Source organism: Stenotrophomonas sp. GD03680 (assembly GCF_029844625.1).
Lineage (GTDB): Bacteria > Pseudomonadota > Gammaproteobacteria > Xanthomonadales > Xanthomonadaceae > Stenotrophomonas > Stenotrophomonas maltophilia_P.
In genome coordinates, this window is sequence record NZ_JAOCKC010000001.1 from 243,300 (window position 1) to 269,320 (window position 26,021).

General features: G+C 65.6%; 17 protein-coding genes. 12 read left to right on the top strand and 5 right to left on the bottom strand.

Annotation, left to right across the window (positions count from 1 at the left end):
• The first annotated feature begins 39 nt into the window (after positions 1-39).
• From N5J29_RS01090 to N5J29_RS01120, 7 genes are read left to right on the top strand one after another with little or no spacing between them, the layout of a single operon-like run.
• Entirely contained in the window at positions 40-2,214 is a 2,175-nt protein-coding gene (locus N5J29_RS01090) for an alpha-glucuronidase family glycosyl hydrolase (protein WP_164152077.1), read from the top strand.
• Positions 2,211-4,193, top strand: coding sequence for a sialate O-acetylesterase (locus tag N5J29_RS01095; protein ID WP_164152075.1), 1,983 nt, complete (start codon positions 2,211-2,213; stop codon positions 4,191-4,193). Before N5J29_RS01090 ends, N5J29_RS01095 begins: the two co-directional genes overlap by 4 nt.
• A 59-nt stretch (positions 4,194-4,252) precedes the next feature.
• Positions 4,253-5,935, top strand: coding sequence for a glycoside hydrolase family 43 protein (locus tag N5J29_RS01100; RefSeq protein WP_164152125.1), 1,683 nt, complete (start codon positions 4,253-4,255; stop codon positions 5,933-5,935).
• Positions 5,932-8,640 (top strand): glycoside hydrolase family 3 protein, encoded by a 2,709-nt coding sequence (locus N5J29_RS01105; RefSeq protein ID WP_239519790.1) that lies wholly within the window; start codon positions 5,932-5,934, stop codon positions 8,638-8,640. The genes N5J29_RS01100 and N5J29_RS01105 overlap by 4 nt, the downstream gene beginning before the upstream one ends.
• Complete coding sequence (locus N5J29_RS01110; protein ID WP_164152073.1) at positions 8,627-10,111, top strand: MFS transporter; 1,485 nt, start codon at positions 8,627-8,629, stop codon at positions 10,109-10,111. Before N5J29_RS01105 ends, N5J29_RS01110 begins: the two co-directional genes overlap by 14 nt.
• Positions 10,112-10,127: 16 nt before the next feature.
• A complete protein-coding gene (locus tag N5J29_RS01115; RefSeq protein WP_197623169.1) occupies positions 10,128-11,165 on the top strand; it encodes a glycoside hydrolase family 43 protein in 1,038 nt (345 codons plus the stop codon).
• Positions 11,155-12,006 carry an aldose epimerase gene (locus N5J29_RS01120; protein ID WP_164152071.1) on the top strand — a complete coding sequence of 284 codons (852 nt, stop codon included), beginning with the start codon at positions 11,155-11,157 and terminating at the stop codon, positions 12,004-12,006. The genes N5J29_RS01115 and N5J29_RS01120 overlap by 11 nt, the downstream gene beginning before the upstream one ends.
• A 48-nt stretch (positions 12,007-12,054) precedes the next feature.
• Here the strand turns inward: N5J29_RS01120 and N5J29_RS01125 are convergent, their stop codons facing one another.
• The 4 genes from N5J29_RS01125 to ptsP all read right to left on the bottom strand — a co-directional run bounded on the left by N5J29_RS01125 (position 12,055) and on the right by ptsP (position 18,634).
• Positions 12,055-13,308, bottom strand: a complete 1,254-nt coding sequence (locus N5J29_RS01125; protein ID WP_164152069.1) for a carbohydrate porin — start codon at positions 13,306-13,308, stop codon at positions 12,055-12,057.
• A gap of 78 nt (positions 13,309-13,386) precedes the next feature.
• Positions 13,387-15,087, bottom strand: a complete 1,701-nt coding sequence (locus N5J29_RS01130) for a fructose-specific PTS transporter subunit EIIC (protein ID WP_164152067.1) — start codon at positions 15,085-15,087, stop codon at positions 13,387-13,389.
• A gap of 83 nt (positions 15,088-15,170) precedes the next feature.
• Complete coding sequence (locus tag N5J29_RS01135; RefSeq protein ID WP_164152066.1) at positions 15,171-16,127, bottom strand: 1-phosphofructokinase family hexose kinase; 957 nt, start codon at positions 16,125-16,127, stop codon at positions 15,171-15,173.
• Positions 16,124-18,634 carry a phosphoenolpyruvate--protein phosphotransferase gene (gene ptsP, locus N5J29_RS01140; RefSeq protein WP_164152064.1) on the bottom strand — a complete coding sequence of 837 codons (2,511 nt, stop codon included), beginning with the start codon at positions 18,632-18,634 and terminating at the stop codon, positions 16,124-16,126. Before ptsP ends, N5J29_RS01135 begins: the two co-directional genes overlap by 4 nt.
• A gap of 159 nt (positions 18,635-18,793) precedes the next feature.
• Here ptsP and N5J29_RS01145 point away from each other — a divergent pair, with 159 nt between their 5' ends.
• Positions 18,794-19,777 (top strand): LacI family DNA-binding transcriptional regulator, encoded by a 984-nt coding sequence (locus N5J29_RS01145; RefSeq protein WP_164152062.1) that lies wholly within the window; start codon positions 18,794-18,796, stop codon positions 19,775-19,777.
• A gap of 207 nt (positions 19,778-19,984) precedes the next feature.
• Here the strand turns inward: N5J29_RS01145 and N5J29_RS01150 are convergent, their stop codons facing one another.
• Positions 19,985-20,233, bottom strand: a complete 249-nt coding sequence (locus N5J29_RS01150) for a DUF3653 domain-containing protein (RefSeq protein ID WP_164152119.1) — start codon at positions 20,231-20,233, stop codon at positions 19,985-19,987.
• 200 nt (positions 20,234-20,433) lie between these two features.
• Between N5J29_RS01150 and N5J29_RS01155 the strand changes: the two genes are divergently transcribed.
• From N5J29_RS01155 to N5J29_RS01170, 4 genes are read left to right on the top strand one after another with little or no spacing between them, the layout of a single operon-like run.
• The gene (locus tag N5J29_RS01155) at positions 20,434-21,654 is read left to right on the top strand and encodes a site-specific integrase (protein WP_032960048.1); all 1,221 of its coding nucleotides are present in this window, start codon (positions 20,434-20,436) and stop codon (positions 21,652-21,654) included.
• A gap of 19 nt (positions 21,655-21,673) precedes the next feature.
• Entirely contained in the window at positions 21,674-23,185 is a 1,512-nt protein-coding gene (locus N5J29_RS01160) for a site-specific integrase (RefSeq protein ID WP_049449467.1), read from the top strand.
• Positions 23,182-25,515 (top strand): hypothetical protein, encoded by a 2,334-nt coding sequence (locus N5J29_RS01165; RefSeq protein WP_032960046.1) that lies wholly within the window; start codon positions 23,182-23,184, stop codon positions 25,513-25,515. The genes N5J29_RS01160 and N5J29_RS01165 overlap by 4 nt, the downstream gene beginning before the upstream one ends.
• Positions 25,508-25,987 (top strand): hypothetical protein, encoded by a 480-nt coding sequence (locus N5J29_RS01170; RefSeq protein WP_005409644.1) that lies wholly within the window; start codon positions 25,508-25,510, stop codon positions 25,985-25,987. Before N5J29_RS01165 ends, N5J29_RS01170 begins: the two co-directional genes overlap by 8 nt.
• Positions 25,988-26,021: the final 34 nt, after the last annotated feature.

Below are 26,021 nucleotides of genomic sequence, written 5' to 3' on the forward strand. Positions count from 1 at the left end.
ATGAACCGTTCCGGCGCCGGTCGTAGTCTACAAAGTCGAATGTTAACGCCGTTGTTCCGTGCTGTCGGCGGACGGCTGTGCGCCGCCCTTGCCTTGCTGGCATGCGCCGGTGGCGCACATGCGGAGGATGGCTACGCATTGTGGATGCGCTACGTGCCGGCGGCCGTGGAGGTCGCTGCCGGCTATCGGCTGCAGCTGGGCGAGGTGGTCGCCCCTGACCAGACGCCCACCCAGCGCGCCGCGCGTGATGAACTGGCGCGCGGCCTTCCCGGGGTACTGGGAACGGCACCGCCCATCCGCACGGACCTCGCCGGTGATCACGCCCTGGTGCTGGGCACGCCGCAGTCCTCGATGCTGGTCGCGCCGTTCCGCGAAGACATTGCCACCTTGGGCGAGGATGGCTACCTGATCAGGAAGGTCCGCAGCGGAGGACGCGATCTTCTGCTGGTGGCGGCACGGCAGGACATCGGTGTGCTGTACGGCGTGTTCCACCTGCTGCGGCTGCTGCAGCGTGGCGGATCGCTGGAGTCGCTGGACGTGCGGGAATCGCCCCGGGTTGCGCTGCGGGTGCTCGATCACTGGGACAACCTGGATCGCTACGTCGAACGCGGCTACGCGGGCAGCTCCCTGTGGGACTGGCAGACCCTGCCGCAGTGGCGTGACCCGCGCTATACCGACTACGCCCGCGCCAACGCGTCGCTGGGCATCAATGGCACCGTACTGAACAACGTCAATGCCAGCGCCCTGAGCCTGTCGCCGGCCTATCTCGCCAAGGCCGCCGCGCTGGCGGACCTGTTCCGCCCCTACGGCATCCGTGTGTACCTGAGCGCACGCTTCAGCGCGCCCATCGAGCTCGGCGGCCTGGCCACGGCCGATCCGCTGGATACGGAGGTGCAGCGCTGGTGGCGGAAAAAGGTCGAAGAGATCTACGCCCTCATCCCGGATTTCGGCGGCTTCCTGGTCAAGGCGAACTCGGAGGGCCAACCGGGCCCGCAGGATTACGGCCGCTCCCATGCCGACGGTGCCAACCTGCTGGGCGATGCCCTGGCGCCGCACAACGGCGTGGTGATGTGGCGTGCCTTCGTCTACTCGCACGAGGTGCCGGAAGATCGCGCCAAGCAGGCCTACGGTGAGTTCATCGGCCTGGACGGTGCCTTCCGCCGCAACGTGATCGTGCAGGTGAAGAACGGGCCGATCGATTTCCAGCCCCGCGAGCCGTTCCATCCGCTGTTCGGCGCGATGCCACGCACGCCGTTGATGATGGAGTTCCAGATCACCAAGGAGTATCTGGGATTTGCGACGCACCTGGTGTACCTGGGCACGCTTTACGAGGAAGTGCTGCGGGCCGACACCCGGGTACGCGGACCGGGCTCCACGGTCGCGCGCGTGGTCGACGGTTCGCTGCACGGCCACGGGCTGACCGGCATCGCCGGCGTCGCCAACATCGGCGTGGACCGGACCTGGAGCGGCTCGCACTTCGATCAGGCCAACTGGTATGCCTTCGGGCGGCTGGCCTGGAATCCGCAGCAGTCTGCCCGCGCCATCGCTGAAGACTGGGCCGCGCTGACGTTCTCGCCGGACCCGCAGGTGACCGGCCCGATCGTGCGGATGATGATGGCCTCGCGCGAAGCGGCGGTGGACTACATGACCCCGCTGGGCCTGCATCACCTCATGGCCCGTGGGCATCACTACGGCCCCGGTCCCTGGGTGGATGGAGGGCCACGCGCCGACTGGACGTCCGTGTACTACCACCGCGCGGACCGGCACGGCGTGGGCTTCGACCGCACATCGGCCGGAAGCAACGCGGTGTCCCAGTACGCCCCGGCGGTCGCCGCGGAGTACGGCGACCTAGCGCGGGTGCCGGAGTCGCTGCTGCTGTGGTTCCATCATGTGCCGTGGGATCACCCCATGCGTTCGGGGCAGGTGCTGTGGGACGAACTGGTGGGACGCTACTCGCGTGGCGTGCGCCAGGTGCAGTCCCTGCAGGCTGCCTGGGCAACCCTGCAGGGCCGGATCGATCCACAACGCTATCAGCACGTGGCCGCGTTCCTGCAGATCCAGCAGGAGGAGGCGCAATGGTGGCGCGATGCCAGCGTGGCGTACTTCCAGTCGCTCAGCGGCCGGCCGTTGCCGCCCGGCGAACCGCCACCGCCGCACCCGCTGTCGTATTACCAGGCATTGCAGTTTCCTTTCGCACCGGGGGATGGACGATGAGCATGATCGGACGGGCCGGGCGGGCGGCCTTGCTGCTGGCCCTGGCTGCAATGGCCGGGTCCGTCGCGGCACGGGAGCCGGCGGCGTTGCTGCATCCGCTGTTCCAGGATCATGCCGTCCTGCAGCGTGATCGGCCGATCGCGGTCTGGGGCCAGGCGCCTGCGGGACAGGAGGTTTCCGTGACCTTCGCCGGGCAGGCGGTGACCACGCAGGCGGATGCCACGGGCCGATGGCACGCCACGCTGCAGCCGACTCCGGCAGGCGGCCCCCACATGCTGCAGGCAACGTCCGGCAAGGACATCCAGATCGCCCGCGACATCCTGGTCGGCGATGTCTGGCTGTGCTCCGGACAGTCGAACATGGAGCTGCCCGTGTGGCGCGCGCTCAATGCAGGCAGCGAGATCGCCTCCGCCACGCTGCCGACGATCCGCCTGTTCACCGTGCCGCAGGCCGCGGCGGTGCAGGCGCAGACGACATTCCAGAGCGCGGTTGCCTGGACGCCGGCATCGCCCGCCACGGTGGGCGACTTCTCCGCGACCTGCCTCTACTTCGCACGCGAGCTGCAGCGCACGGTCGCCGTGCCGATGGGATTGATCCAGGCCGCCTGGGGCGGCTCGCGGATCGAGGCATGGACCAGCGTCGAGGCGCTGCGCGCGCAGCGGGGCATGGCAGAGCCCCTGGATATCCTCGCGCTGTATGCCGGTGACCCCCTGGCGGCACGCGCACGCTGGGGGCGGTACTGGCAGCAGTGGTGGGTGACGCGCGATGAGGCTGTGCCCGGCGCAGCGCCGTGGCGCGCGGAGGCCAGCGACAGCGGATGGCAACCGACGCCGGCAGCGCTGGGCGCATGGGAGCATTGGAACGTCCCGGCGCTTGCCGATTACAACGGCATGGTGTGGTATCGCACGCAGGTCACGCTGAGTGCGGAACAGGCGGCGCAGGGCGCGACGCTCGAACTGGCATCCGTTGACGAGACGGACATGACCTGGGTGAACGGTGTCGCCGTGGGCAGCCAGTATGGCGCCGGTGAGCGGCGCTATCCGCTGCCGAAGGGGCTGTTGAAGGCCGGGTCCAACAGTGTCGTGGTCAACGTGCTGGACACCTACGGTGAAGGTGGCCTGGCCGGCCCTGCCACCGCACATGCGGTGATCCTGGAGGACGGTCAGCGGGTGGTGCTGGATGCGTCCTGGCAGTACCGGATGGCACCTGGCGGACAAGCGCCCCCGTTCGCTCCCTGGCAGGCGGCGACGGGTCTGTCGACGTTGTACAACGGCATGATCGCGCCGCTGGGCGCGTTCGGACTGCGCGGCATGCTGTGGTACCAGGGGGAGTCGAACACCGGCGACGGCGCCGGATATGCGGCACTGCTGCGCTCGCTGCGGGACGACTGGCGACGCCAGTTCGGTACGGATACGCCGTTGCTGCTGGTGCAACTGGCTGGCTATGGCCAACCGCCCGTCGCCCCTGCGGACAGCGGATGGGCGCAGGTGCGCGACGCACAGCGCCGGGTCGCGGCCGAAGATCCCCGCAGTGGCCTCGCCGTGGCCATCGACATCGGCGATGCCTACGACATCCACCCACCGAACAAGCAGGAACTGGGTCGCCGTCTGGCCCGGGTCGCGCGCCACGTCATCTACGGCGAGCACGCAGTGGCCCCGTCAGGGCCGGATGCGGCCAGGGCCCTGCGCGTGCCGGCAGGCGTGGCCGTCGAATTCGAGGATGTCGACGGCGCCCTGGCAGCAACCGGTTCGAAGCACCCCATCGGCTTTGAACTGTGCGATGCCGTCGCCCCGCGCTGTGAGTACAGCGACGCCGACCTGGATGGACGCCGGGTGGTGTTGCGCAGCCTGCCTTCCCTGCGCCCGACGCATGTCCGCTACTGCTGGGCCGATGGCCCGGTGTGCACGCTGCGTGACAGCAGCGGGGCGCCGGCCGGTCCGTTCGAACTTCCCATTGCCGACGCCGAGGCCCGACGATGAAGATGTTGTCCCTGCAGCACCCTTCTGCCCGGCGCGCCCGGGTGTCACTGGCGCGCCGGATGCTGGCAGCGATGTTCGCGCTGTCGGCGGCGACCGCCCATGCCGCCTCGCCAGAGGCCGCGCCGCCGGTGTACTTCGACTGGTTCGAGTACCGCGGTCATGACACCGCGTTTGAGGCGCCGCTGCCGGCGGGCCACTACCGCAACCCGATCCTGGCCGGCTTCCACGCCGATCCGAGCATCGTGGGCGCGAACGGGAAGTTCTATCTGGTCAACTCCAGCTTCACCTACTACCCGGGCATTCCGGTGTTCGAGAGCGTCGACCTGGTCCACTGGAAGCAGATCGGCAACGTGATCGACCGTCCGACACAGCTGGATTTCGACGGTCTGAGCGTCTCCCGCGGCATCTTCGCGCCCACCATAGAGTTCCACGAGGGAACCTTCTACGTCGTCACCACCGCGACCGACAGTGGTGGCAATTTCATCGCCACCGCGCGGGATCCGGCGGGACCGTGGTCCGATCCGCACTGGTTGCCCAGCATCGATGGCATCGATCCGTCACTGTTCTTCGACGACGATGGCAAGGTCTATCTGATCAACAATGATGTGCCGCCTGGTCCGGCGCGCTACGACGGCCACCGCGCCATCTGGATGCAGCAGATCGATCTGTCGGCCTTCAAGCCGGTCGGCCCGCGCAGGGTGCTGGTCGATGGTGGCGTGGAGCCGTCGAAGAACCCCATCTGGATCGAAGGGCCGCACATCTACAAGCGTGAGGGCTGGTACTACCTGTCCGACGCCGAAGGCGGCACAGGGCCGCAGCATTCGCAGGTGGTGCTGCGCAGCCGTGATGTATGGGGGCCGTACATCCCCTATCCGGGCAATCCCATCCTGACCCAGCGCGAGCTGCCGGACGACCGGCCGCTGCCGATCACCAATGCAGGGCACGCCGATCTGATCGAGGGCCCGGACGGCTCGTGGTGGGCAGTGTTCCTTGCCAGCCGCAATTACCAGAAGCGGCACTACAACACCGGGCGCGAAACCTATCTGCTGCCGGTTCGCTGGCAGGATGGCTGGCCGCAGATCCTGCCGACCGACCAGGCCATTCCCTATATGGTCAAGGCACCGTCCTGGATGCAGGGGCAGGCGTCCCAGGCGCCGCTGACCGGCAACTTCGTCGACCGCGACACCTTTGATGGGCCGACGCTTGCCGCCCACTGGCTGCGCGTTCGGGTGCCCAAACAGGCCTGGGCCGACCTGGGTGACCGGCCGGGCATGCTGGCCGTGCACCCGCTTGCGGAGAATCTGGACACGCTGCGCAATCCGGCGTTCCTCGGTCGCCGCCAGCAGCATCTGCGCTTCGAGGCGAGTACCGAGATGTCCCGTCCGGCCATCGGCGTCGCGGCGGGCCTGGCTGCATTCCAGAGCGAGGCCTACTGGTACTTCCTTGGCGTCCGCAGCGTGCGCGGTGATCGTCTGTCGGTCTTCCTCGAGGGTCGCGACGGCAGCGGCAGCACGCGAACGCTGGCCAGCCGCGAGGTCCCCGCATCCGCGGTCCTGCGCCTGAAGATCGCCGGGGATGAGGCCGACTACGCGTTCTCGTTCGATACCGGTGACGGGCAGGGCTGGCAGACGCTGGCACGCGGTGTGGATGGCACGGTTCTGAGTACTGATCGCGCAGGCGGCTTCGTAGGCGCACTGCTGGGACCATTCGCGCGCGATGAGCGCGCCGGGAGGAGCAAATGATGATATCGACTTCGTCCAACGGCGCTGTCCACCGCGGCACGCGGCATGGCCGGCGGGTGCTTTACGCTGCGCTGCTGTGCGTGGCGACCGCCGCGTCGGCCGCTGCACCGCGGCCGTGGCTGGATGCTTCGGCCAGCTTCGAGCAGCGGGCCGCATCGCTGGTGGCCCAGATGACGCTGGAGGAGAAAGCCGCGCAGATGCAGAATGCCGCGCCGGCGATCGAGCGCCTCGGTGTGCCGGCCTACGACTGGTGGAACGAGGGGCTGCATGGCGTGGCGCGGGCAGGGCAGGCCACTGTCTTTCCACAGGCCATCGGCCTGGCGGCAACGTTCGACGTGCCGCTGATGGGCGAGGTGGCGACGACCATCAGCGACGAGGCCCGTGCCAAGCATCACCAGTTTCTCCGCGAGGGCTCACACGGGCGTTACCAGGGGCTCACGTTCTGGTCCCCGAACGTCAACATCTTCCGGGACCCGCGCTGGGGTCGTGGCCAGGAAACCTACGGCGAGGATCCCTACCTGACTGCCCGCATGGGCGTCGCCTTCGTACGTGGCCTGCAGGGCGATGACCCGGTGTACCGCAAGCTCGATGCCACGGCCAAGCATCTGGCCGTGCACAGCGGGCCGGAGGCCGACCGTCACCACTTCGACGCGCGGCCCAGCCGGCGCGACCTGTACGACACCTACCTGCCGGCGTTCGAGGCGCTGGTGAAGGAGGGCGATGTCGATGCGGTGATGGGCGCATACAACCGGGTGTACGGTGAGTCAGCCAGTGCCAGCCGGTTCCTGCTGCGCGACGTGCTGCGGCGTGACTGGGGCTTCAAGGGCTACGTCGTCTCGGACTGCTGGGCGATCGTCGATATCTGGAAACATCACCGGATCGTTGCCACCCGTGAAGCCGCCGCAGCGCTGGCGGTCAGGAATGGCACCGAGCTGGAGTGCGGACAGGAGTACGCCACGCTGCCCGCAGCCGTGCGCCAGGGCCTGATCACCGAAGCGGAGATCGACGACGCGGTGACACGCCTGTTCGCCGCACGGATGCGCCTGGGCATGTTCGATCCACCGGAGCGGGTGCGTTGGGCGCGGATTCCCGCCTCGGTCAACCAGGCGCCCGCGCACGACACCCTGGCGCTGAAGGCCGCCCAGGAATCGCTGGTCCTGCTGAAGAACGAGGGGGTACTGCCGTTGTCGCGTGACCTCAAGCGCATTGCCGTGGTCGGTCCCACGGCTGACGACACCATGGCGCTGCTCGGCAACTACTTCGGCACACCGGCCGCGCCGGTCACGATACTGCAAGGTATCCGCGATGCGGCGAAGGGTATCGACGTGCGCTACGCCCGTGGCGTGGACCTGGTCGAGGGGCGGGATGATCCCAGCGCGACGCCGCTGATCGAGCCGACCTTCCTGCGGCCGTCGGCGGCGTCGACCGAGCGTGGCCTGCGTGGCGAGTACTTCCGCACGGCCGACCTGTCGGGCACGCCGGCACTGGTCCGCACCGACGCGCAGATCGGCTTCCGCTGGGACCGCGGCTCGCCAACCGACAATCTGCTTGCCCGTGGCGAGGCGGCGCCGGGGCAGGGCATTCCGAGCGATGGTTTCAGCATCCGCTGGACCGGACAGCTGCTGCCGCCGGTATCCGGGCGCTATCGGCTGGAGGTGGCCGGCGACGACGGCTTCCGCCTGTATCTGGACGGCAAGCGCGTGCTGGACCACTGGGTGAACTCGGATCGTCTGCACGCCGAAGGTATCGACGTCGATCTGCAGGCGGGCCGCACCTACGAGCTGAAGCTGGAGTACTACGACGACGAGCGCGATGCGGGCGTGCGGCTGGGCTGGCGCATGCCGGGCGCCAAGGCACCCTTCGACGAAGCCCTTGATGCGGCCCGCGACGCCGATGTCGTGGTGTTTGTCGGCGGCCTGACCGGCGACGTCGAGGGCGAGGAGATGACCGTCAACTATCCGGGCTTCGCGGGCGGGGACCGGACCGATCTGCGGCTGCCGGCACCCCAGCGCACCCTGCTGGAGGCACTGCATGCCACCGGCAAGCCGGTGGTGATGGTGCTGACCGGCGGATCGGCAATGGCCGTTGACTGGGCCCAGGACCATCTGCCGGCGATCCTGATGAGCTGGTACCCGGGGCAGCGCGGCGGCACTGCCGTGGGCCAGGCGCTGTTCGGCGACGTCAACCCCGCAGGTCGTCTGCCGGTGACCTTCTACAAGGCCGGTGAAGCGCTGCCGGCGTTCGACGACTACAGCATGGAGGGCCGTACCTACCGCTACTTCCGCGGTACCCCCCTGTATCCGTTCGGCCACGGGCTCTCGTACACCCGCTTCGATTACGCAGCGCTGCGCGTTGATGCGGACAGGATCAATGCCGATGGCCGGCTGGGTGTGCACGTGGACGTGACCAACACCGGCACACGCAGCGGTGACGAGGTCGTGCAGCTCTATGTGCGACGCCAGCAGGCCGGCAGCGACGAGGCCGTGCAGGAACTGCGTGGCTTCCAGCGTGTCCATCTCGCCCCCGGCGAACGGCGCACCGTGACGTTCTCGCTTGAGGCACCGCGGGACCTGCGCCGTTATGACGAAGCGGGCGGTGCCTATGCGGTGCCACCCGGGGCCTACGAGGCGCGGGTCGGCGCCTCGAGTGCCGATATCCGCGCGCGGGCCGGGTTCTCGGTGGAGGCCGTGCATGGCAAGCACTGAACACACCCTCACGGTGCGCGAGAAGCTGGGCTACAGCCTGGGCGATCTCGCGGCGAACCTGATCTTCCAGACCCTGATCACCTATCTGGCGTTCTTCTACACCGATGTCTACCGGCTGCCGCCGGCAACGGCGGCTACGATCATCTTCGTGGTCGGCATGCTCGGCGCGTTCGTTTTCACCCCGCTGATCGGCATCGCCGCAGACCGCACCTCGACGCGGTGGGGGCGGTTCCGTCCGTGGATCCTGTGGACGGCGATCCCGTTCGGCGTGCTGTCGCTGCTGGCGTTCAGCACGCCAGAACTGGGCGAGCGCGGCAAGGTCATCTATGCGCTGGGCACCTACGCTCTGCTGGTCTTCGTCTATGCAGCGAACAATCTGCCGTACTCCGCACTGAGTGGTGTGCTGACCGGCAGCATGGCACAGCGCAACAGCCTGTCGGCCTATCGTTTCGTGGCCGTGATGATCGCGCAGTTCATCATCCAGGTCCTGCTGATGCCGCTGGTGCTGATCCTGGGTGACGGTGACCGCGTGCGTGGCTTCGAACAGGTGATGACCGTGTTCGCCATCGTCGGGACGGTGTTCTTCCTGATCACCTTCGCCACCACGCGCGAGCGCATCGTCCCCACCCGCGAGCAGACCGGAGGCGTGCTGCAGGACCTGTCGGACCTGCTGCACAACCGGCCGTGGCAGGTGATGCTGGCCCTGACCGTCCTGGTGTTCATCAACCTGGCGCTGAAGGGCGGCACGTACATCTACTACTTCCAGTACTACATGAGCGACGCTGCGCTGGTCGACTTTCTGGAAAACTCAGGATTCAACGGCCTGATCGGCGCGCTGAACGCAGGTCTGGGTAGTGCCGGATTCGCCGGCTTCAGCTGGCCCAAGGACGCGGCAACCTCGGCCTTCAGCCTGTTCAATGCCTGCGGAATCATCTGCATGATCCTGGGCATCGGCGTGTCGCGACGGCTGGCAGACCGCTTCGGCAAGCGTGACGTCTTCGGTGGCGCACTGTTCATCTCCACCCTGTTCCTGCTGGCCTTCTACCTGTTTCCGCCGACGGCGGTCGGCGTGGCCTTTGCTGCCTTCATGCTGCATGGATTCTGCTACGGCATCACCATCCCGCTGCTGTGGGCGATGATCGCCGACGTTGCCGACTACTCGGAATGGAAGAACCATCGCCGGGCCACCGCGATCATCTTCTCGGCGATGCTGTGCGGCCTGAAGATCGGCCTCAGCGTGGGAGGCGCCCTGGTCGCCGGCATTCTTGCCCACTACGGCTACCAGGCGGGTATGGCGACACAGCCCGAGGGCGTGGTCGAGGGCATCCGCCTGACCGTAAGCGTCTACTGCTCCCTTCCTTTCCTGCTCGCCGTGGCGCTGCTGTTCGCGTACGAAATCGACAAGCGCGCGGAAGCCCGCATCGAACAGGACCTCCAACTGCGTCGCCACTCGGCCGACGCATCCGCGTAACCCAACGATGACGACCATGATCGACCTCTCTCCAGGCGACGACGGCCGGGCCGACGACGCCCGCCTCGCGCAGCTCACCCGGCACGCCATCTCGCAGCCGCTGGTGACCCATATCTACACCGCCGATCCGTCGGCCCATGTCTTCGAGGGACGGCTCTACATCTATCCCTCGCACGACATCGACGGCGGCCAGCCGTTCGACGACGAGGGTGGGCACTTCGGCATGCAGGACTACCACGTACTGCGGATGGACACGCCCGACGGCGACGCCATCGATTGCGGCCAGGCGCTGCACCTTGACGACGTGCCGTGGGCGCACAAGCAGATGTGGGCGCCCGACGCCGCCTGCCGCGACGGGCGCTACTACTTCTATTTCCCGGCCAAGGATGCGCAGGGCCTGTTCCGCATCGGCGTGGCGGTCGGCGAACGGCCGGAGGGACCATTCATTCCCCGGCCCGAACCGATGCAGGGCGCGTACTCGATCGACCCGGCCGTATTCGAGGACGGGGACGGCAGCCACTATCTGTACTTCGGTGGGATCTGGGGCGGACAGCTGCAGCACTATCGTGACAATCGGTACGACACCGCGCACGAGGAGCCGACAGGCAGTGCGCCGGCGCTGGGGCCGAGGGTGGGCCGGCTCGATGCCGGCATGACCGAACTGGCCGAGCCCACGCGCGAGGTGCAGATCCTGGACGAGCACGGCCAGCCGCTGCGCGCGGACGATCATGCGCGCCGCTTCTTTGAAGGGCCGTGGGTGCACAAGTATCAGGGCCGGTACTACCTGTCCTATTCCACGGGCAACACGCATCTGCTGTGTTATGCGATCGGCGACAGCCCCTATGGCCCGTTCACCTATGCCGGCGTACTGCTGACGCCCGTGGTGGGCTGGACCACGCACCACTCCATCTGCAGCTTCAAGGGACAGTGGTATCTGTTCTACCACGATGCGCTGATGTCCGGCGGCGTCACACATCTGCGCTCGGCCAAGTGCACGCCGCTGCACATGGAGGCCGATGGCCGCATCCGGACCATCGACCCCTATGGTGCCTGAGCGCAGGCTGCCGGTGGACGACGCGCTCGCCCCGCTGCCGGCCGGTGAGCTGCACTGGCTGCGGGCGGGCGATCTCGAAGTGGCGCTGGCGGCCGGGGCAGGGGGGCGCCTGGCACAGATGCGCTACCAGGGCGTGGACTGGCTGGTGGATGCAGCGGAGGGTGGAGCGGCGACGATCGCCTGGGGCTGCTATCCGATGGTGCCGTGGGCTGGGCGCATCCGTCGTGGACAGTTCAGCTTCGATGGTGCACCCCATGCATTGCCGGTCAACTTCGGCGGGCACGCCATTCACGGGGTCGGCTTCTCCAGGCCCTGGCAGATCGACAGCCTCGATGCGACGAGTGCTACGCTGACGCTTGATCTGCCGCGTGACAGGTACTGGCCCTTCGGTGGTGTTGCCCGACAGGTCATACGCCTGCAGGCACGCTGCCTGCAACTGCAGCTCTCGGTACAGGCTGTGCAGCAGGCCATGCCGGCAGTGCTGGGCTGGCACCCGTGGTTCCGCAAACCGGACCGGCTGCTGTTCAACCCTCGCGCGATGTACCCGCGTGACGGGGAGGGTATTGCCGTTCTGCCGTGCGTGCCGCCCACGCCGGGTCCATGGGATGACTGTTTCATCACCGACCGTGATCGTGACATGGCGCTAGTGCGCGGCGCGCAGCGCCTGCGGCTGCGATCAGACGGCGACCACTGGGTTGTCTACGACGGTGCCCCGCACGCCACCTGCGTCGAACCGCAGAGCGGGCCACCTGATGGCTTCACGCTTGCGCCGCGCCGGCTGCAGCCCGGTCAGCAGCTGGCGCAGACGTTCGAGCTGGCCTGGGAGCAGGACGTCCCCTGAACTGCGGCGCGGTTCAGCGCAGGGCGGGAACTGCGACGGAACGGGCCATCACAGGCTCCAATCGATGCGCAGGCCTGCAATCAGCGCATCCGGCAGGTCACGCTGGCGCGCAGGTTCGTTGAACTGGTCAGGATGCACGATGTAGTGCAGGTTCGGCGCAATCCGCAGCTGTGGGGTGAGCTGGATGCCGTAGCCCACCTCCATCATCACCTGGCTCCCATGCGGGGTGCCGCTGCCACCGGCTGCGGCACGCGCCAGGCGCAGGTTCTCCAGGGCGATGCCGCTGTACTTCTGCTGGGTCACGACGAAGGCGATGCTGTCCTGTGGGCGGCTGGCGAAGGTGCCTTTCTGCACCAGGCCGGCCTGCAGAAAGTGATCCTCGATCAACTGGCCGGAGGTGCCCTTGAGCACGGCGCCGAAGACCGTCAGGCCGCGATCGCTGCCATCACCGGTCACCTGCTGCTCGAAACGGGCAAATGCACCGGAGCGACCGTGGCGGTTCGCGTAGTCCTGGCCACTGAGCACGGCGGGCATTCCGTTGATGTCGCGCAACGGATCACGATAGGTCGAGTTGTCCTGCCAGCCACCCAGTTCATACCGGGCCCGCAATCGCGCCGAAGCCGGGCTGCGCCAGCCGATCGTGTACGGCACGATCCAGCCGGTGGCCTGGTGCGTGCTCCATTTCAAGCCATGCTGGCCGTCTTCGGCCTGACTCGGATCGACCTGGTAGGCGCCAACGCGCAGATAGACATCCGGCGTCAACCAGGTGGTGGCATCGGCCATCCAGCTCGACACCGGCCACCAGGTGAAGTTGCTGGTGCGGAACACGTAGGTCGGGTTGCCGCAGGCCGAATTGCCCTGGAAGTACTGGCACAGTTCGGAGCCGAGGAAGTGGATGTTGGCGACGCTGCGTCCGGCTTCGAGCACCAGGCGGTCGTCGAGCAGTTTCTGTTCGAGGGTCAGATTGGCCAGACGCGTCCCCTGGCCGCCGTAGATTTCCTGCACCGAGGTGCTGTTGCCGGTGCTGCTGGCAGCCAGGTTGGTGCCATGGCGGTTGATGCCGTAGGCCTTGATCGTTGCCCCCTGCCACCCGAACGCGGCCTCCAGGTTCACGTCCGCGCCGAACATCAGCTGGCCGGCGTAGGCGGTGCCGCTGTTCTTGCCGCCGTCGAGCGTGGCCGCGGCTTCGCCGGTGTAGGAAAGCTTGGGTGAAACGACCTCGCCCCGGTCGGCGGCCGCGGCCAGCGAGGGCAGCGTCAGCAGGAGTGCGGCCAGCAGCAGGCGGCGGGAGGAGCGGGGCATGGGCGGAAGTCCTGTAGATGGGCAACGACGCCGCCCCGGAAAGCCGGGACAGCCGAGTGATCGAGGCAGGGAGAACGGTCAGGCCGCGGCGGTGACCGGCTTCTTGAGGAGACGCAGCGCGAGCGCCGTCACGGTGACGCCGGCCAGCAGCGCCAGCAGGTAGACGCCCAGATGGGTGACCGCGTTCGGGATCGGCAGCACGAACACGCCGCCATGGGGGACCTTCAGTTCGACGCCCGCGGCCATCGAGATCGCGCCGGCCACGGCCGAGCCTAGGATCAGCGCCGGAATGGTGCGCAGCGGATCGCGCGCGGCGTAGGGGATCGCACCTTCAGTGACGAAACTGAGACCGAGCACGCCGGCGGCTCCGGCAGTGCCGCGTTCCTCGGCCGTGAAGCGGTTGCTGAACAACCACGTCGCCAATGCGATGCCCAATGGCGGCGTCATGCCGCCGATCATCGTCGCTGCCATCGGCGTGTAGACCTGGCTGGAGATCAATGCAGTGGAGAACGCATAGGAAGCCTTGTTGACCGGGCCGCCCATGTCCACCGCCATCATTCCGCCCAGCAGCAGACCGAGCAGGATCGCGCTGCTGCCCTGCATGCCCCGCAGCCATTCGGTCAGCCAGGCCAGCAGCCCTGCGACCGGCGTGCCGATCACGTACATCATCAACAGGCCCACCAGCAGGGTGCCCAGCACTGGCAGGATCAATACCGGCTTGAGGCCCTCCAGGCTGCGCGGCAGGCGCAGCGCTCGGTTGATCCAGTGCACGCCATAGCCGGCAATGAAGCCGGCCAGGATGCCGCCGATAAAGCCCGCGTCCATGTTGACCGCGACCAGCCCGCCGATCATGCCGGGCGCGATGCCGGGGCGGTCGGCGATGGAATAGGCGATGTAGCCGGCAAGTGCCGGCACCATCAGAGTGAAGCCGGCCTTGGCGCCGATCTGGAACAGGGACCAGGCCAGCGTGCCCTTGTGTGCATCGTCGAAGGCGTAGATGCCGCCGAGGGCAAATGCCAGCGCGATCAGCAGGCCACCTGCGGTCACGAACGGCAGCATGAACGATACGCCGGTCATCAGGTGCTTGTAGGGGCCGGTGCCCTTGCTCTTCTCGGGTGCGCGGCCCGGGGCAGACGCGCCGGCGTGGACATTGGCCTCGGCCAGCGCCTTGCGGAGCAGGTTCTGGCCATCGTTGATCGCGGGCTTGGTGCCACTCTTGAACAGGCGCTTGCCGGCGAAGCGTGACAGATCCACTTCACGGTCTGCGGCGATCAGCACCAGGTCGGCGGCAGCGATTTCCTCGTCGCTCAACGCATCCTGCGCACCGACCGAGCCCTGCGTTTCGACCCGGATTGCGTGACCAAGCGCCTTGCCGGCCTGCTGCAGGCCTTCGGCCGCCATGAACGTGTGGGCGATGCCGGTCGGGCAGGAGGTGACAGCGACGATGCGCTTGCGAGCGGCCGCCGCATCGGCCTTGGGCACAGCAGTTTCCAGTGATGCCAATGCAGCGAGTGGATCGTCCAGCACTTCGCCGAGGCCGGCACGCACCACCGTCGCAGTGTCGAAGCGGGTCAGATCGGCCTCGCCGTCGCCCACCAGCAGGAGCGTCGTCGCGGTGGCGTGTGCGGCATCAAGTGCGCCGGTCACGCCCTGTTCGCTGCGGATCTCGATCACCAGTTCGAGGCCACGCTGGCGGGCGGCGCGGCGCAGCGCTTCGGCAGCGAGAACGGCCTCGATGCTGCGCGCGCCAGCGGCGATGATGACGGGGAAAGGGTGCATGGGAACTCCTGGAATTCTTCGGGTTCTGTTCTGCGTGAGGCGCTGGGGCGGGCCGTGGGGCCTGCAGCGCCGCCTGCAGGGTTTCAATCCAATCGTTCGATCAGTACATCGTCCGTCCACCCGCGGACCTGCGCCGGATCCAGCCGTCGCGCGTCGCCGCTGTGCAGGCGACTCATCGAAAAGGCCGTTGCCAGGCGCGCGCAGCTGGCCAGGTCGAAGGCCGGCTCAAGCAGTGCGGCGGCGATACCGGCCACCATGGCGTCGCCCGCACCGACCGTGCTGCCCTGCGACAGACGCGGGGGACGCGCGATCAGGGCGCCGTTGCGATCCATGAACAGCGCGCCGTCGACGCCCATCGAAATCACCACCAGTGCAACCCCGCGTTCAAGCAGGCGCAGGCCGGCAGCGCGCAGGGCGCTCCGATCCGGCAGCGGCGTTCCGGCCCACGACTCCAGTTCGTGGCGGTTGGGCTTGACCGCATAGGGCACTGACGCGTGCGCGCTGCTCAGGGCGGCGGCGAGCGCATCGCCGCTGGTGTCGAGCAGTACCCGCGCGCCCGCGCCGCCCGCCTGCGCCTGCAGCCGCGTCCATGAATCGGCCGGCAGGCCGGAGGGCAGGCTGCCGGACAACACCACCGGCAGCTGTGGCTGGAGCACGGCGGCGAGTCGTCGGCACACCGCATCCAGATCGGCGCCGTTCAAGGGCAGGCCGGGCAGGTTGATATCAGTGGTCTCGCCGTGGGTCTCATCCACAAGCTTGATGTTGGTGCGGGTCCGGCCCGGCGCGCGCAGGCAGCCGTCGGTGATGCCGCGCGCCGAGAACAGCGCACTGAACACGCCCGGGTTGTCCTCGCCGATCACACCCAGTGCGGCTGTCGGCACGCCCCAGTCGGCCAGGCAGGCGGCAACATTGATGCCCTTGCCCCCCGCGTCGTCGCGGCTGCTGAAGGCACCATGCACATGCCCCGGCTGCAGGCCCGCCAGGCGCACGGTCTGGTCGATCGCCGGGTTCAGGGTGACGGTGACGGCGCGGGGGTTCATGCGCGCGCTCCCTCAAGGGCACGCACCTGTTCGGTGGTTTCGCAGTCCAGTGCCTTGCCGGCCAGCGCCTGCAGATCGGCCAACCGGGTACTGCGCAGGCGGGCCTTCACCGCCGGAATATCGTTCGGGGTCATCGACAGCTCGTCCACGCCGAGACCGGCCAGCAGCATGGCGCCGAACGGGTCGCCAGCCAGGCCACCGCAGACGCCGACCCAGCGCCCATGCGTGCGTGCGCCGTCGACCGTGGCGCGGATCGCGCGCAGCACGGCGGGATGCAGGCTGTCGGCCTCGACGGCGAGTTCCGGATTCTGGCGATCGATCGCCAGCACGTACTGGGTCAGGTCATTGGTGCCGATCGAGAAGAAATCGGCATGGCGCGCCAGCACATCGCTCTGGGCTGCGGCTGCGGGCACTTCGATCATGATGCCGATCGGCACTTCGGGCGCCTCCAGCTCGATGCGCAACCGTTCGCAGATGGCACGCAGCGCGATCAGTTCCGGTACGGACGTGATCATCGGGAACATGATCGACAGGCGCGCACCGTCCCTCGCCGCGCGATACAGCGCCCGCAGCTGCGGCTCCAGAAGATCGGGACGGCGCAGCAGCAGGCGCGCGCCGCGCACGCCGAGGAACGGGTTGTCCTCATGCGGCAGCTCCAGGTGCGCAACCTGCTTGTCGCCGCCGATGTCAAGCGCGCGCACGATCAGCGGGCGGCCATCCAGGGCGCTGGCCATCGCCCGATACGTGGCGTACTGCTCATCCTCGCTGGGCGTGCTGCCGCGCTCGAGGAACAGGAACTCGGTCCGCATCAGGCCAACGCCTTCGGCGCCCTGTTCCAGTGCCAACGGCACCTGTTCGGGCAGGTTGACGTTGGCACCGATGTCGATGCGGTGGCCGTCGGTCGTCTGCGCTGGCTGCGCGCGTTGCGCGGCCTCGCGTTCGCGGATGTGCTGCTGCTCGGCGATCCAGGCGCGGGCCGAAGCGAGATCGGCATCGGACGGAGAAAGATAGAGCCGCCCGCTGCTGCCGTCGATGATGGCCTCCACACCCGCTTCAATCGTCAGCAGATCCGCGCCACCGGCAACCAGCGCCGGCAACCCGAGCGTGCGCGAGAGGATCGCGGTATGTGAGGTGGGCCCGCCCTGTGCGGTGGCCAGACCGAGCACGCGACGGGTGTCGAGGTTGGCGGTGTCTGACGGTGACAGGTCGGCCGCGAGCAGGATGCAGGGGTAGGCGGGCAGGTCGGCGAGACCACCGCCGGCCGCAGACGGATCAAGCTGTGCCAGCACACGCCGACCCACGTCACGCAGGTCGGCTGCGCGCCCGGCGAGCACCGGATTGCCCAGCGCCGCCAGCCCGGAGGCAATCTGTTCGATGGCCTGGTGCCATGACCACGCGACGCCATGACCTTCCACCATCAGCTGACAGGTACGGGTGATCAGGTCTGTGTCGTCGAGCAGCGCGGCCTGGGCCCCGAAGATCGCCGCGTCGGATGCGCCGAGCCGGCGCTGGGTGTCGTCCTGCAGCGCCGCCAGCTGCTGGCGGGTGCGGCCGAGCGCGTCCTGCAGGCGTGCACCGCCTTCCCCGAGCGGGGCGGGGTGGTCGGCGACGTTGGTCTGCCTGCTGGCGAGCACATGGATCCGGCCGATCGCCAACCCGGGGCTGGCACCAATGCCGACGATCGCTGCCTGTGCCTCCGGTGGATTCCAGCCCGCGACCGGCGCCGCCTTGCGCTGTGCTGCACGTTCGGCATCGGCCTTTTCCTGAGCCACCAACCCCTCCATGACCCTGCGCAGTGCGGCCAGTAGTGCGGGCGCATCCGCGCCTTCGGCAGACACACTCACCGGGTCGCCATGACGCAGACCCAGCTGCAGCAGCGCGACCAGGCTCTTGGCATCGGCCGCCTGGTCGCCTGCGCGCACCTGGGCACGGGCGCTGAAACTGCGGGCCGTCTCGGCCCAGCGCGTGGCAGGCCGCGCATGCAGGCCATTGGGGTAGGCGATGGTCCAGCCGAAATGCTCGGCCAGATCCTGCGCTGGAACATCGTTGGCCAAGGTGGTGACGTCGCCGGCCAGCGCCGTCACGATCTCGCTCGTCTCGGCGGTCGTGAACAGACGCTGCAGCGTGGCGTCATCCTGGATGAGCCGGGTGAGCCGGCGCAGCAGGGTGATGTGGGTATCGGACTGGGCGGCGATGCCGACCACCAGCCGCGTCACCTGGCCCGGATTCCATTCGACACCGTCCGGCAACTGCAGCACGGCAATGCCATCGCGGCGCACCAGATGGCGGTCCTTGCCGAGCCCATGCGGGATCGCCACACCGTGGCCGAGGAAGGTGTTCGCCAGCTGCTCACGGCGGCCCATGCTGGTTTCGTAGCCCGGCGCAACGCAGCCGGCGGCCAGCAGCATCTGTGCGGCCTGGGCGATGGCGTCTGCCTTGTCACGGGCCCGTGCGCCGAGGCGGATCAGTTCGTGGCTGACGGGAGCAGGGGCGGGGAGGGAAGACAAGGCGGGCTCCGGGAAGGGTGTGCTGGTGTATTGGGAACGTTCCCAGTCCGCATTTCAATGTGCACTGCACAAAAATCCAATAGTACTTTGGCGTTAGCATTGTCCTGAACGGCCGTCGAGCTGCGGCCAGCACAGTTGACCGGGAACGTTTCCAATCCAATGAGCATCAGCATCAACGACGTGGCGCGCGTGGCGGGCGTCTCCAAATCCACGGTGTCGCGCGTGCTGGGTGGCGGCCCGGTCAGTGGAGAGGTGCGCAGCCGGGTCGAGGCCGCCATCCGCCAGACCGGCTATCGTCCGAACCTGCAGGCCAGGCGCCTGCGCTCCCGGCATACCGGCATCATCGGGCTGGTCGTGGCGGATATCCGCAACCCCTTCTTTACCGCGCTGATCCGCGCGGTGGAGGAGGTCGCCTATCGCGAGGGCCTGCGCGTCACCCTGTGCAACACCGACGAGGACCCCGAGCGCGAGGCACTGTACCTGCAGTTGATGCACGAGGAGCGGATCAGCGGGCTGATCTTCGCGCCGACCCGGACCACGGTGGGGCGGCTGGAACGGCTCGCGCTGGACTATCCGACGGTACTGGTCGACCGCGCCGCGCCGGGCGGGGCGATCGACAGCGTGGTGCTGGACAATCCGGCGGCCATGGCCGGCCTGGTCGAGCATCTGGTTGAACGCGGCTACCGACGCATCGGCGGCCTGTTCGGCAGCACCAGCACCACTGCGGCCGAACGTCGTGATGGCTATCTCGCGGCCATGCGCAGGCATGGGCTGAAACCGGACTACCGGGAAGTCGAACCCACGGCCGAGGCCGCCATCAGCACCGCCGGACAGTGGCTGGCTGGGCCCTCGAGGCCCGAGGCGCTGGTTACCAGCAACAGCCTGCTGCTGATGGGAGCACTGAAAGCGGCACGCAGCGCAGGACTGGCGATTCCAGGCGCGCTGGCGCTGGCGGGGTTCGACAACGAGCGCTGGACCGAGCTGGTTGAACCGGGCATCACCGTCGTCGAGCAACCGGTGGAAGAGATGGGGCGGGCCGCGATGTCGCTGCTGCTGGAGCGCCTGCGTGCACCGGAGATGCCAGTGCGCAGGCTGGTGATGACCGGCCGCTGCGTGGTACGGGGATCAACCGCTTCGCGATAGTTTCCGGACGCCCGGGGCCTGCGGAACTGCCTTGCAGATCGTGGAGAGCAGATGATCTGGGCCGATTCGTACCGATTAACGTGACGCGTCACGGCCAGTGTGTAATGAGATGCCTTGCTGAGCGACCGGGAGCAGCTGCGCAACGCCAAGGGCGAATGGCTGCACTGCCGTGAGTAGCAGAACAGGCATCAGTCGCGAGGCTGCTGGTCACTCTAGCGAGCTGCGGGCCCGGCGACGGATTACGTCGGCCAGATCAATGATGCCGGCCCGACCAAACGGACGTTTCTGGCCACCTTGTGCGGTCTCCATCAAGCGGCGCCATTCATGGGCCTGGACGGCCAGAAGGGAAAGCCATGCCAAGTCCTCAGGCAGCAGTTCACGACCCTCAGGCGTGACCAGTCGGCCGCCCTTGAACGAGAAGCCGGCCCAAGCACCGGTAAATTTCCGATCACGCATCATTGTGGCTCGATGTCAGCCGGGACGCGGCAAGAGGCGTGCCGGGATGCCCTTGCTGGGCCAGGGCGAACATAATATGCATTATGCGAAAAAGTGGTAGTTATTGAGGTGTTGCGTTGAGAAGGCCTTCTAGGCCTACTTGACCGCAACAGTGACGTGATAAATGGTACAAATCATGTTGCTCTCTCCAAGAGTTCCTTGTGCTTAGACTGCTGAATGATCCTCAAGTCCCGAGCTCACTCCGAGGCGCATTGATTGTCGATGATCGCTACAGGCTGCCGCGCTACTGGGCCAGCGTCTGGACATCGATGTCGAGTTCTGAGCTTGCCGCATCCACTCAGGTCAAGCGGCTACGCTATGTGGAGAACCTCTACGCCCACGCAGACAGCCTATTTGGAACCAGTTCTCTAGACGATGCATTGGGCGACCTGGATGACGTACGGCTTGCCGAGATTCTTGAGTCTTGGTTCATATCCATCCGAAACCAAGCCTACGTAGGGTCCGCCGACGAGACACGTTGGAGAACCGGGTTGTCCTTCGTCACGGCCGTAGTCACTTGGCTGTCGAAGACAACCCTGCCAACGGATCGATTACGGCATATCGAGGGTCGGCTGCATCGCCTGTCCAATCTCTATGGGCAGCTACATGTGCGAAAGAGCAAGCACGCGAGCCAGATCCGTTCACTGCCGGCCAGCGTGGTTGAAGTGTTATACGAAATGTTGGACCCAGCATCTGCGACCAACCCATTCCCCAGAACGCATACCAGGTGGCTAACCTTCGTGGCCTTCTTGTTGATGCTTCACCAGGGCCTCCGGCGCGGTGAGCTGATGCTCCTCACGGCGGATGTTGTCAAAAGCGGATTCGATGATCGTCAACAACGACCCCGGCACTGGTTGAACGTGTCGGAAAGCAAGTATTCCGATGACGAGGTTGATCCACGGTATTCGCGACCCAGCATTAAATCTGCGGATTCCGTTCGTCAACTGCCAGTGAGCAACACGATTGCTGCGTTGGTGCAAACCTACGTCGAGAACTATCGAGGAAAGCCAAGTCACGCCTTCCTGTTGAACACGCAGCAGAACACGCCGTTGTCAACGGAGTCTTTGACGAAGATGTTCGCAAAGATCTCCGTGAGCCTCCCACGCGCTGCCCTTAAAGAGCTAACGGACAGAAATCAGAAGACGACCATAACACCCCACGATCTGCGTCATACATGCGCCGTGGTAAGACTGAATCAGCTGCTGCAGCAGGGTGATCCAATGGAAGAAGCGCTCCAGAAGCTCAGGGCGTTTTTTGGTTGGTCCAGAGAGTCACAGATGCCAGTTCGCTATGCCCGGGCAGTGTTTGAAGATCGTCTCTCGTCAGTCTGGAACGACGCGTTAGACGAGAGAGTTTCCGTTCTAAGAGCGATCCCCTCCTAGGCCTCGCTTGGAGCGCGACATGGCTAGAAATGAAAATATTCAATGGCAGCTGGAAGCTGGGGCTTGCGAAATAGTTGCTCAACTACCGTCGTTGCCTCCGGTGATTCGGTACTACGACGATTTCGACGGAAAGCAACGATCAATTCGAGATCCAGCCAATGCCAGATGTTTTGCGGTTCATATCGATGGCCGGGTTGTGAAAGTTGGCTTTGATCATCTGTCCGAGCAACTCGCCTTGTTGATAAAACACGTCTTCTTGTACCTCCTGGGTGAAGGCCTGGCTCCATCGTCGGCAAGCAAGTACGCCCGTGGCAGCAAGGCAATCGGCGAGGCAGAAATCGTCAGGTTGTTGGGGGTAGCACCAACAGGAATAGGATCATTCTGGGCGACATTTTTTGCACGCGACCTGCCGGCGGAAGCGTACGCGTGCGCGAAATCTATCCTGCGACTGCTATGCAAATATCGACTCAACCAATGGGCTGACTCCTATCACGGTGTGATATCCGCCCTGCCCCTTCCCTTCAACGACAAGTACGCCGTCGTCCGGTCTGGCGAAGCGTTTCTCTCGGTGGATGATGAAGCGGCGGTAGTTCGTTTTTTGGACGAAGCGGCAATCCAGGCCAAAGCGTCGTCGCTGACCCTCGAAGATGTGCAAGACGCAGCGATGCTGCTGTGTGCGTACCAGTTCGGGATGCGACCGGTTCAGATCGCAATGCTCACGTTTCGTGACGTCAAAGTTCGTCACGAATCCGTCGACATGTTCGCTTCCGTCCACATCACATTCCGCATGGCGAAACAGCGGAGTTCTAGTGCCGCCAAGCCGCTGCTTAGACGAGTAAAACGCGAGTGGACACCTCTTTTCGTCGAGATCGAACGGCGCTTTCAGGTTGATGGCGATGACGCGGGCGCTAGGGTGTTCGGCGCCACATCCGCAAATGAAGCAAGTCGTCGCATCAGCTCCCTACTCCGCGATCTGCTCGAGCTTGGCGCGACTGCCGTCAATCTACGACATACAGCCGCTCAACGCCTCGTTGACGCCGGCGCAAGCCAAGAGGAACTGGCCGAGTTCCTTGGGCACTCGGATATGACGACTGCGCTCGTGTACTACGAAACATCGGCCAACCAGGCTGAGCGGGTGAACAAAGCCCTGGGAATCTCCGAGATCTATCAGCGCGTGGCTCGCATTGCCCACAATCGTTTTATCGGTCCAGAAGAACTCGCGCAATTGAAAGAGTCCCAGCAGATTGGCGGAGCGCCACATGGTGTTCCGATCGCGGGGATCGGTGGGTGCACCTCCGGGCAGGCTGCGTGTCCCTACAACCCGATCTTGTCCTGCTACGGCTGCAGGAAGTTCATGCCGATTCACGACGTTCAGATGCACTCGAGAGTTCTAGCCGACTTTCGGGATGTGGCGCGGTTTTTCCACGACTCGTCTCGTGGCGACGCGGTTTCGCCGGCCTATCTACAGCTTGAACGGACGATCGCAGAGGTTCAGGCAGTGGTGGTTGAGCTCGAAGGTACGCCGTCTTGAATCCCCACTTCGCCGCTTTCATCAAGCTCGGAATGGAACTGGCCGCGACGCATGGGGTTCCTTGGGGAATTCCTCTGGACCAGAGCGGCACGGCGATCAAAGGGTACGACTGGGACCTCACTGCGCTTGCAGGAGGCGTTGCACCTAAGCATCGCTTGCGCCACTTCAGTTCGGAACCTTCGGCACTTGATGCGCTCAACGCAGCCCACTCTTCGAACGGGCTACCGGTTCTGCATGCGCGCACTTTTTCGCCCGCATGGCAAGACCTCATCAAAGCTGCCGTCATGGAACAGCTGTTTGTTCGCCGCAACTCGTTCGGTCACATCGCCAACAATGTGGCACGCCCCTTGCGCGTGATCGCTACATGCGCGGGGGACGCTGAGCCGTGGAGTGTCACCGTCGACGAGATGGCTCTCGCGGTTCGCACCGGCAACAGCATCCAGGCGTCGGGCAAGCTTGGCGACTTGATCGCGGGTCTGACCAAGGTGGTGTTTGATGCCAACCATTTGGCCGATGTGGGGCCGCTCTACCCTGCCCTCGCCGCCGCACGTCTCCAGCCTAGAGCCACTCGGCGGTCCAAATTTCTCAATTCTCAAGCGGAGATTCGGCACAACCTGGAAGATCGCAAGCGCGCTGAGCGCCTACCAGAACGTCGCGCGTTCTGGGAGTTGGTCCGGATCGTTATGACCGAGCAGCCCCTGACCTTCATGGACGAACTGCGCTTTGCGGCCATTCGCATCATGATCTTGACGGGCTTCCGAATTGGTGAGGCCACGCTCCTCCCCGCTGAGTGGCGGACGGACCGGCACTATTACGACTCGAAGCAGCGGCCTGCAGGGGAGCTAGGTGGCTACTCCAAATCGCTCATGATTCGGCACTTCGCCGAAAAGCAGCAGGCAAAGAATGCAGATAGCAAGGTGCTAGTCGCCAAGACTCACTACGTTCCCCAGATGTTCGAGGAGATCGTGAGCGAGACCCTGACCCGTGCTGAGGCAATCACAAATCCGCTACGAAGCACGCTGAGGAAGCAAACTGAAACAGGGCGCGTTCTGCCAGACTTTGCGCTCGGTGAGCTGGTGCCGACCACGCAAATCTACTCTCGCCTTTCCGGAAACGCCTTCTGGCTAGACCTGGCCGAGGACAAGAAACAGTATTGGATGCAGAAGTGCCGTCAAAACTATTCCGCTGATTGCTTCGACGAGCTCCAGAAAGTTCAAGAGAGCTTGAATGCCAGTCTTCAAGGTGAAATGAGTGCGACCGCTCGCATGTACTTTCGCCGGATGGCGGGATTCGAGGGCAAAGATGGTGGCGCATTGGTGCTGAGAGACGTCGAAGGCAGGGCGGTCTCACCCAACGGCAAGCGCGACATGAGCAAGGTCTTCGTAAGAATCGGAGATCTTGAAAGTTACCTTCGTGTCGCGGCCAGCTCAAAGTTGCCGGACACCGAGCTTTTCAGTCTGACCGATCGCAGCTTTGCTTCCTGGGAATTCCTTTTCCTGCATCCGAAACGGTCCCTAGCCGAGGAGCGAAACAATGGGGTCTGCGATGTCACCCGATACATTTCCGTTGGTCGGCCCGATACAAGCTTGGTCAATCTTTCCCTCGGCGAGCAGAAGTCCCGCGACACGCTTTTCAAACGGTATGGGCAATCTGACGACGACAAGGACCTGGTACTCACCTCCCATACCCTGCGTCACCTACAGAACACCGAGCTTTTCCGTCTCGGCGTAGCCGACACCGTCATCTCCAAACGCTTCAATCGCCGCAGCGTGGCCCAAAGCTACGAGTACGATCATCGCAGCTTGGCGGAAGAGTTGGATCAACTCGAACTGCCTCCAGACGTGGAAATGGCACTCGGCGAGAAAGCCAGCACTGTCGCGAAGATGATCCAATCCGGCAAAGCCAGTGGTCCAATCGTGGATGCGTTCAAGAAGATCCAGAGCGCGGAGGGTGACACCGCAGCGTTCGAGTTTCTGAAGGTCGAAGCCGATGGCTTTCACGCGACTCCATACGGACATTGCTTGAACAGCTTCACTGTCGATCCGTGTCCAAAGCATCTGGAGTGCTTCTCCGGCTGCCGTCATCTGTCGGCAACCAACTTGCCGGAGAACCGCCGTCACCTGCGGACGCTCGAACTCAAGTTGGCCGCGGCTGTCGAGATCGCAGAAGCCAGGCCATCAAAGAGCATCGGCCGCACGAACCAGATTCAACATGCCAAGGTCAGACTTGACGGCGTGCGCACGCTCCTGGCGACCAAGGAAGGCGATAAGCCATTCCCTGATGGTCCCGACCTCTCTCTTCCTCGCCGCAGCGGAGTCATGGATGGATAACGACAGCTTGCAACAAGCCACACGCGATTGCGATCCGGAAATGCGCCGAGTGCTGGACGACCTGCTATCGCGCGACGAGGACATCACCGCGCGGGCGGTTGCACGCTTGCATCCGCAAATCAAAGCCGCATCATCGATCACCCGCAGCAAAGAACGCAGCCGCATGCTTGCGCAGTATCAGGAGCGGCAAGCCGAATTCCGTCGTTGGCGAGGCAGGCCTGGAAAGCTCTCTGGTGATGCCGCGGCCAGCGCCCTGGCAGATCGCGATGTGCGCATCGCCGAGCTTGAATCGCAGGTCGCTCTGCTCACGGCATCCCACGTCGCGATGATCCGCGCAGTAGGCGAACTGGGCGGCTTCAGCAAGTGGGCACAGTTCTATGAATCGTACAGCGGCTCAAGGGACCAGCTGGCGCAGCTGGGCGCGCTGCCAGAAGCAACGGTGGAGTCACTTCCGCAGCGCAGGCCAAAGTAATCGGCGATGCTTCGACCGCGGTGCGGAAGCGTGT

Bases quoted from the DNA above. Each gene is read 5' to 3' on its own strand.
- N5J29_RS01170 (WP_005409644.1), top strand. From the start codon at position 25,508: ATGGATAACGACAGCTTGCAACAAGCCACACGCGATTGCGATCCGGAA.
- N5J29_RS01115 (WP_197623169.1), top strand. From the start codon at position 10,128: ATGATCGACCTCTCTCCAGGCGACGACGGCCGGGCCGACGACGCCCGC.
- N5J29_RS01150 (WP_164152119.1), bottom strand. From the start codon at position 20,233: ATGCGTGATCGGAAATTTACCGGTGCTTGGGCCGGCTTCTCGTTCAAG.
- N5J29_RS01135 (WP_164152066.1), bottom strand. From the start codon at position 16,127: ATGAACCCCCGCGCCGTCACCGTCACCCTGAACCCGGCGATCGACCAG.
- N5J29_RS01110 (WP_164152073.1), top strand. From the start codon at position 8,627: ATGGCAAGCACTGAACACACCCTCACGGTGCGCGAGAAGCTGGGCTAC.
- N5J29_RS01090 (WP_164152077.1), top strand. From the start codon at position 40: ATGTTAACGCCGTTGTTCCGTGCTGTCGGCGGACGGCTGTGCGCCGCC.
- N5J29_RS01130 (WP_164152067.1), bottom strand. From the start codon at position 15,087: ATGCACCCTTTCCCCGTCATCATCGCCGCTGGCGCGCGCAGCATCGAG.
- N5J29_RS01120 (WP_164152071.1), top strand. From the start codon at position 11,155: ATGGTGCCTGAGCGCAGGCTGCCGGTGGACGACGCGCTCGCCCCGCTG.
- N5J29_RS01095 (WP_164152075.1), top strand. From the start codon at position 2,211: ATGAGCATGATCGGACGGGCCGGGCGGGCGGCCTTGCTGCTGGCCCTG.
- N5J29_RS01160 (WP_049449467.1), top strand. From the start codon at position 21,674: ATGGCTAGAAATGAAAATATTCAATGGCAGCTGGAAGCTGGGGCTTGC.
- N5J29_RS01145 (WP_164152062.1), top strand. From the start codon at position 18,794: ATGAGCATCAGCATCAACGACGTGGCGCGCGTGGCGGGCGTCTCCAAA.
- N5J29_RS01105 (WP_239519790.1), top strand. From the start codon at position 5,932: ATGATGATATCGACTTCGTCCAACGGCGCTGTCCACCGCGGCACGCGG.
- N5J29_RS01100 (WP_164152125.1), top strand. From the start codon at position 4,253: ATGCTGGCAGCGATGTTCGCGCTGTCGGCGGCGACCGCCCATGCCGCC.
- N5J29_RS01125 (WP_164152069.1), bottom strand. From the start codon at position 13,308: ATGCCCCGCTCCTCCCGCCGCCTGCTGCTGGCCGCACTCCTGCTGACG.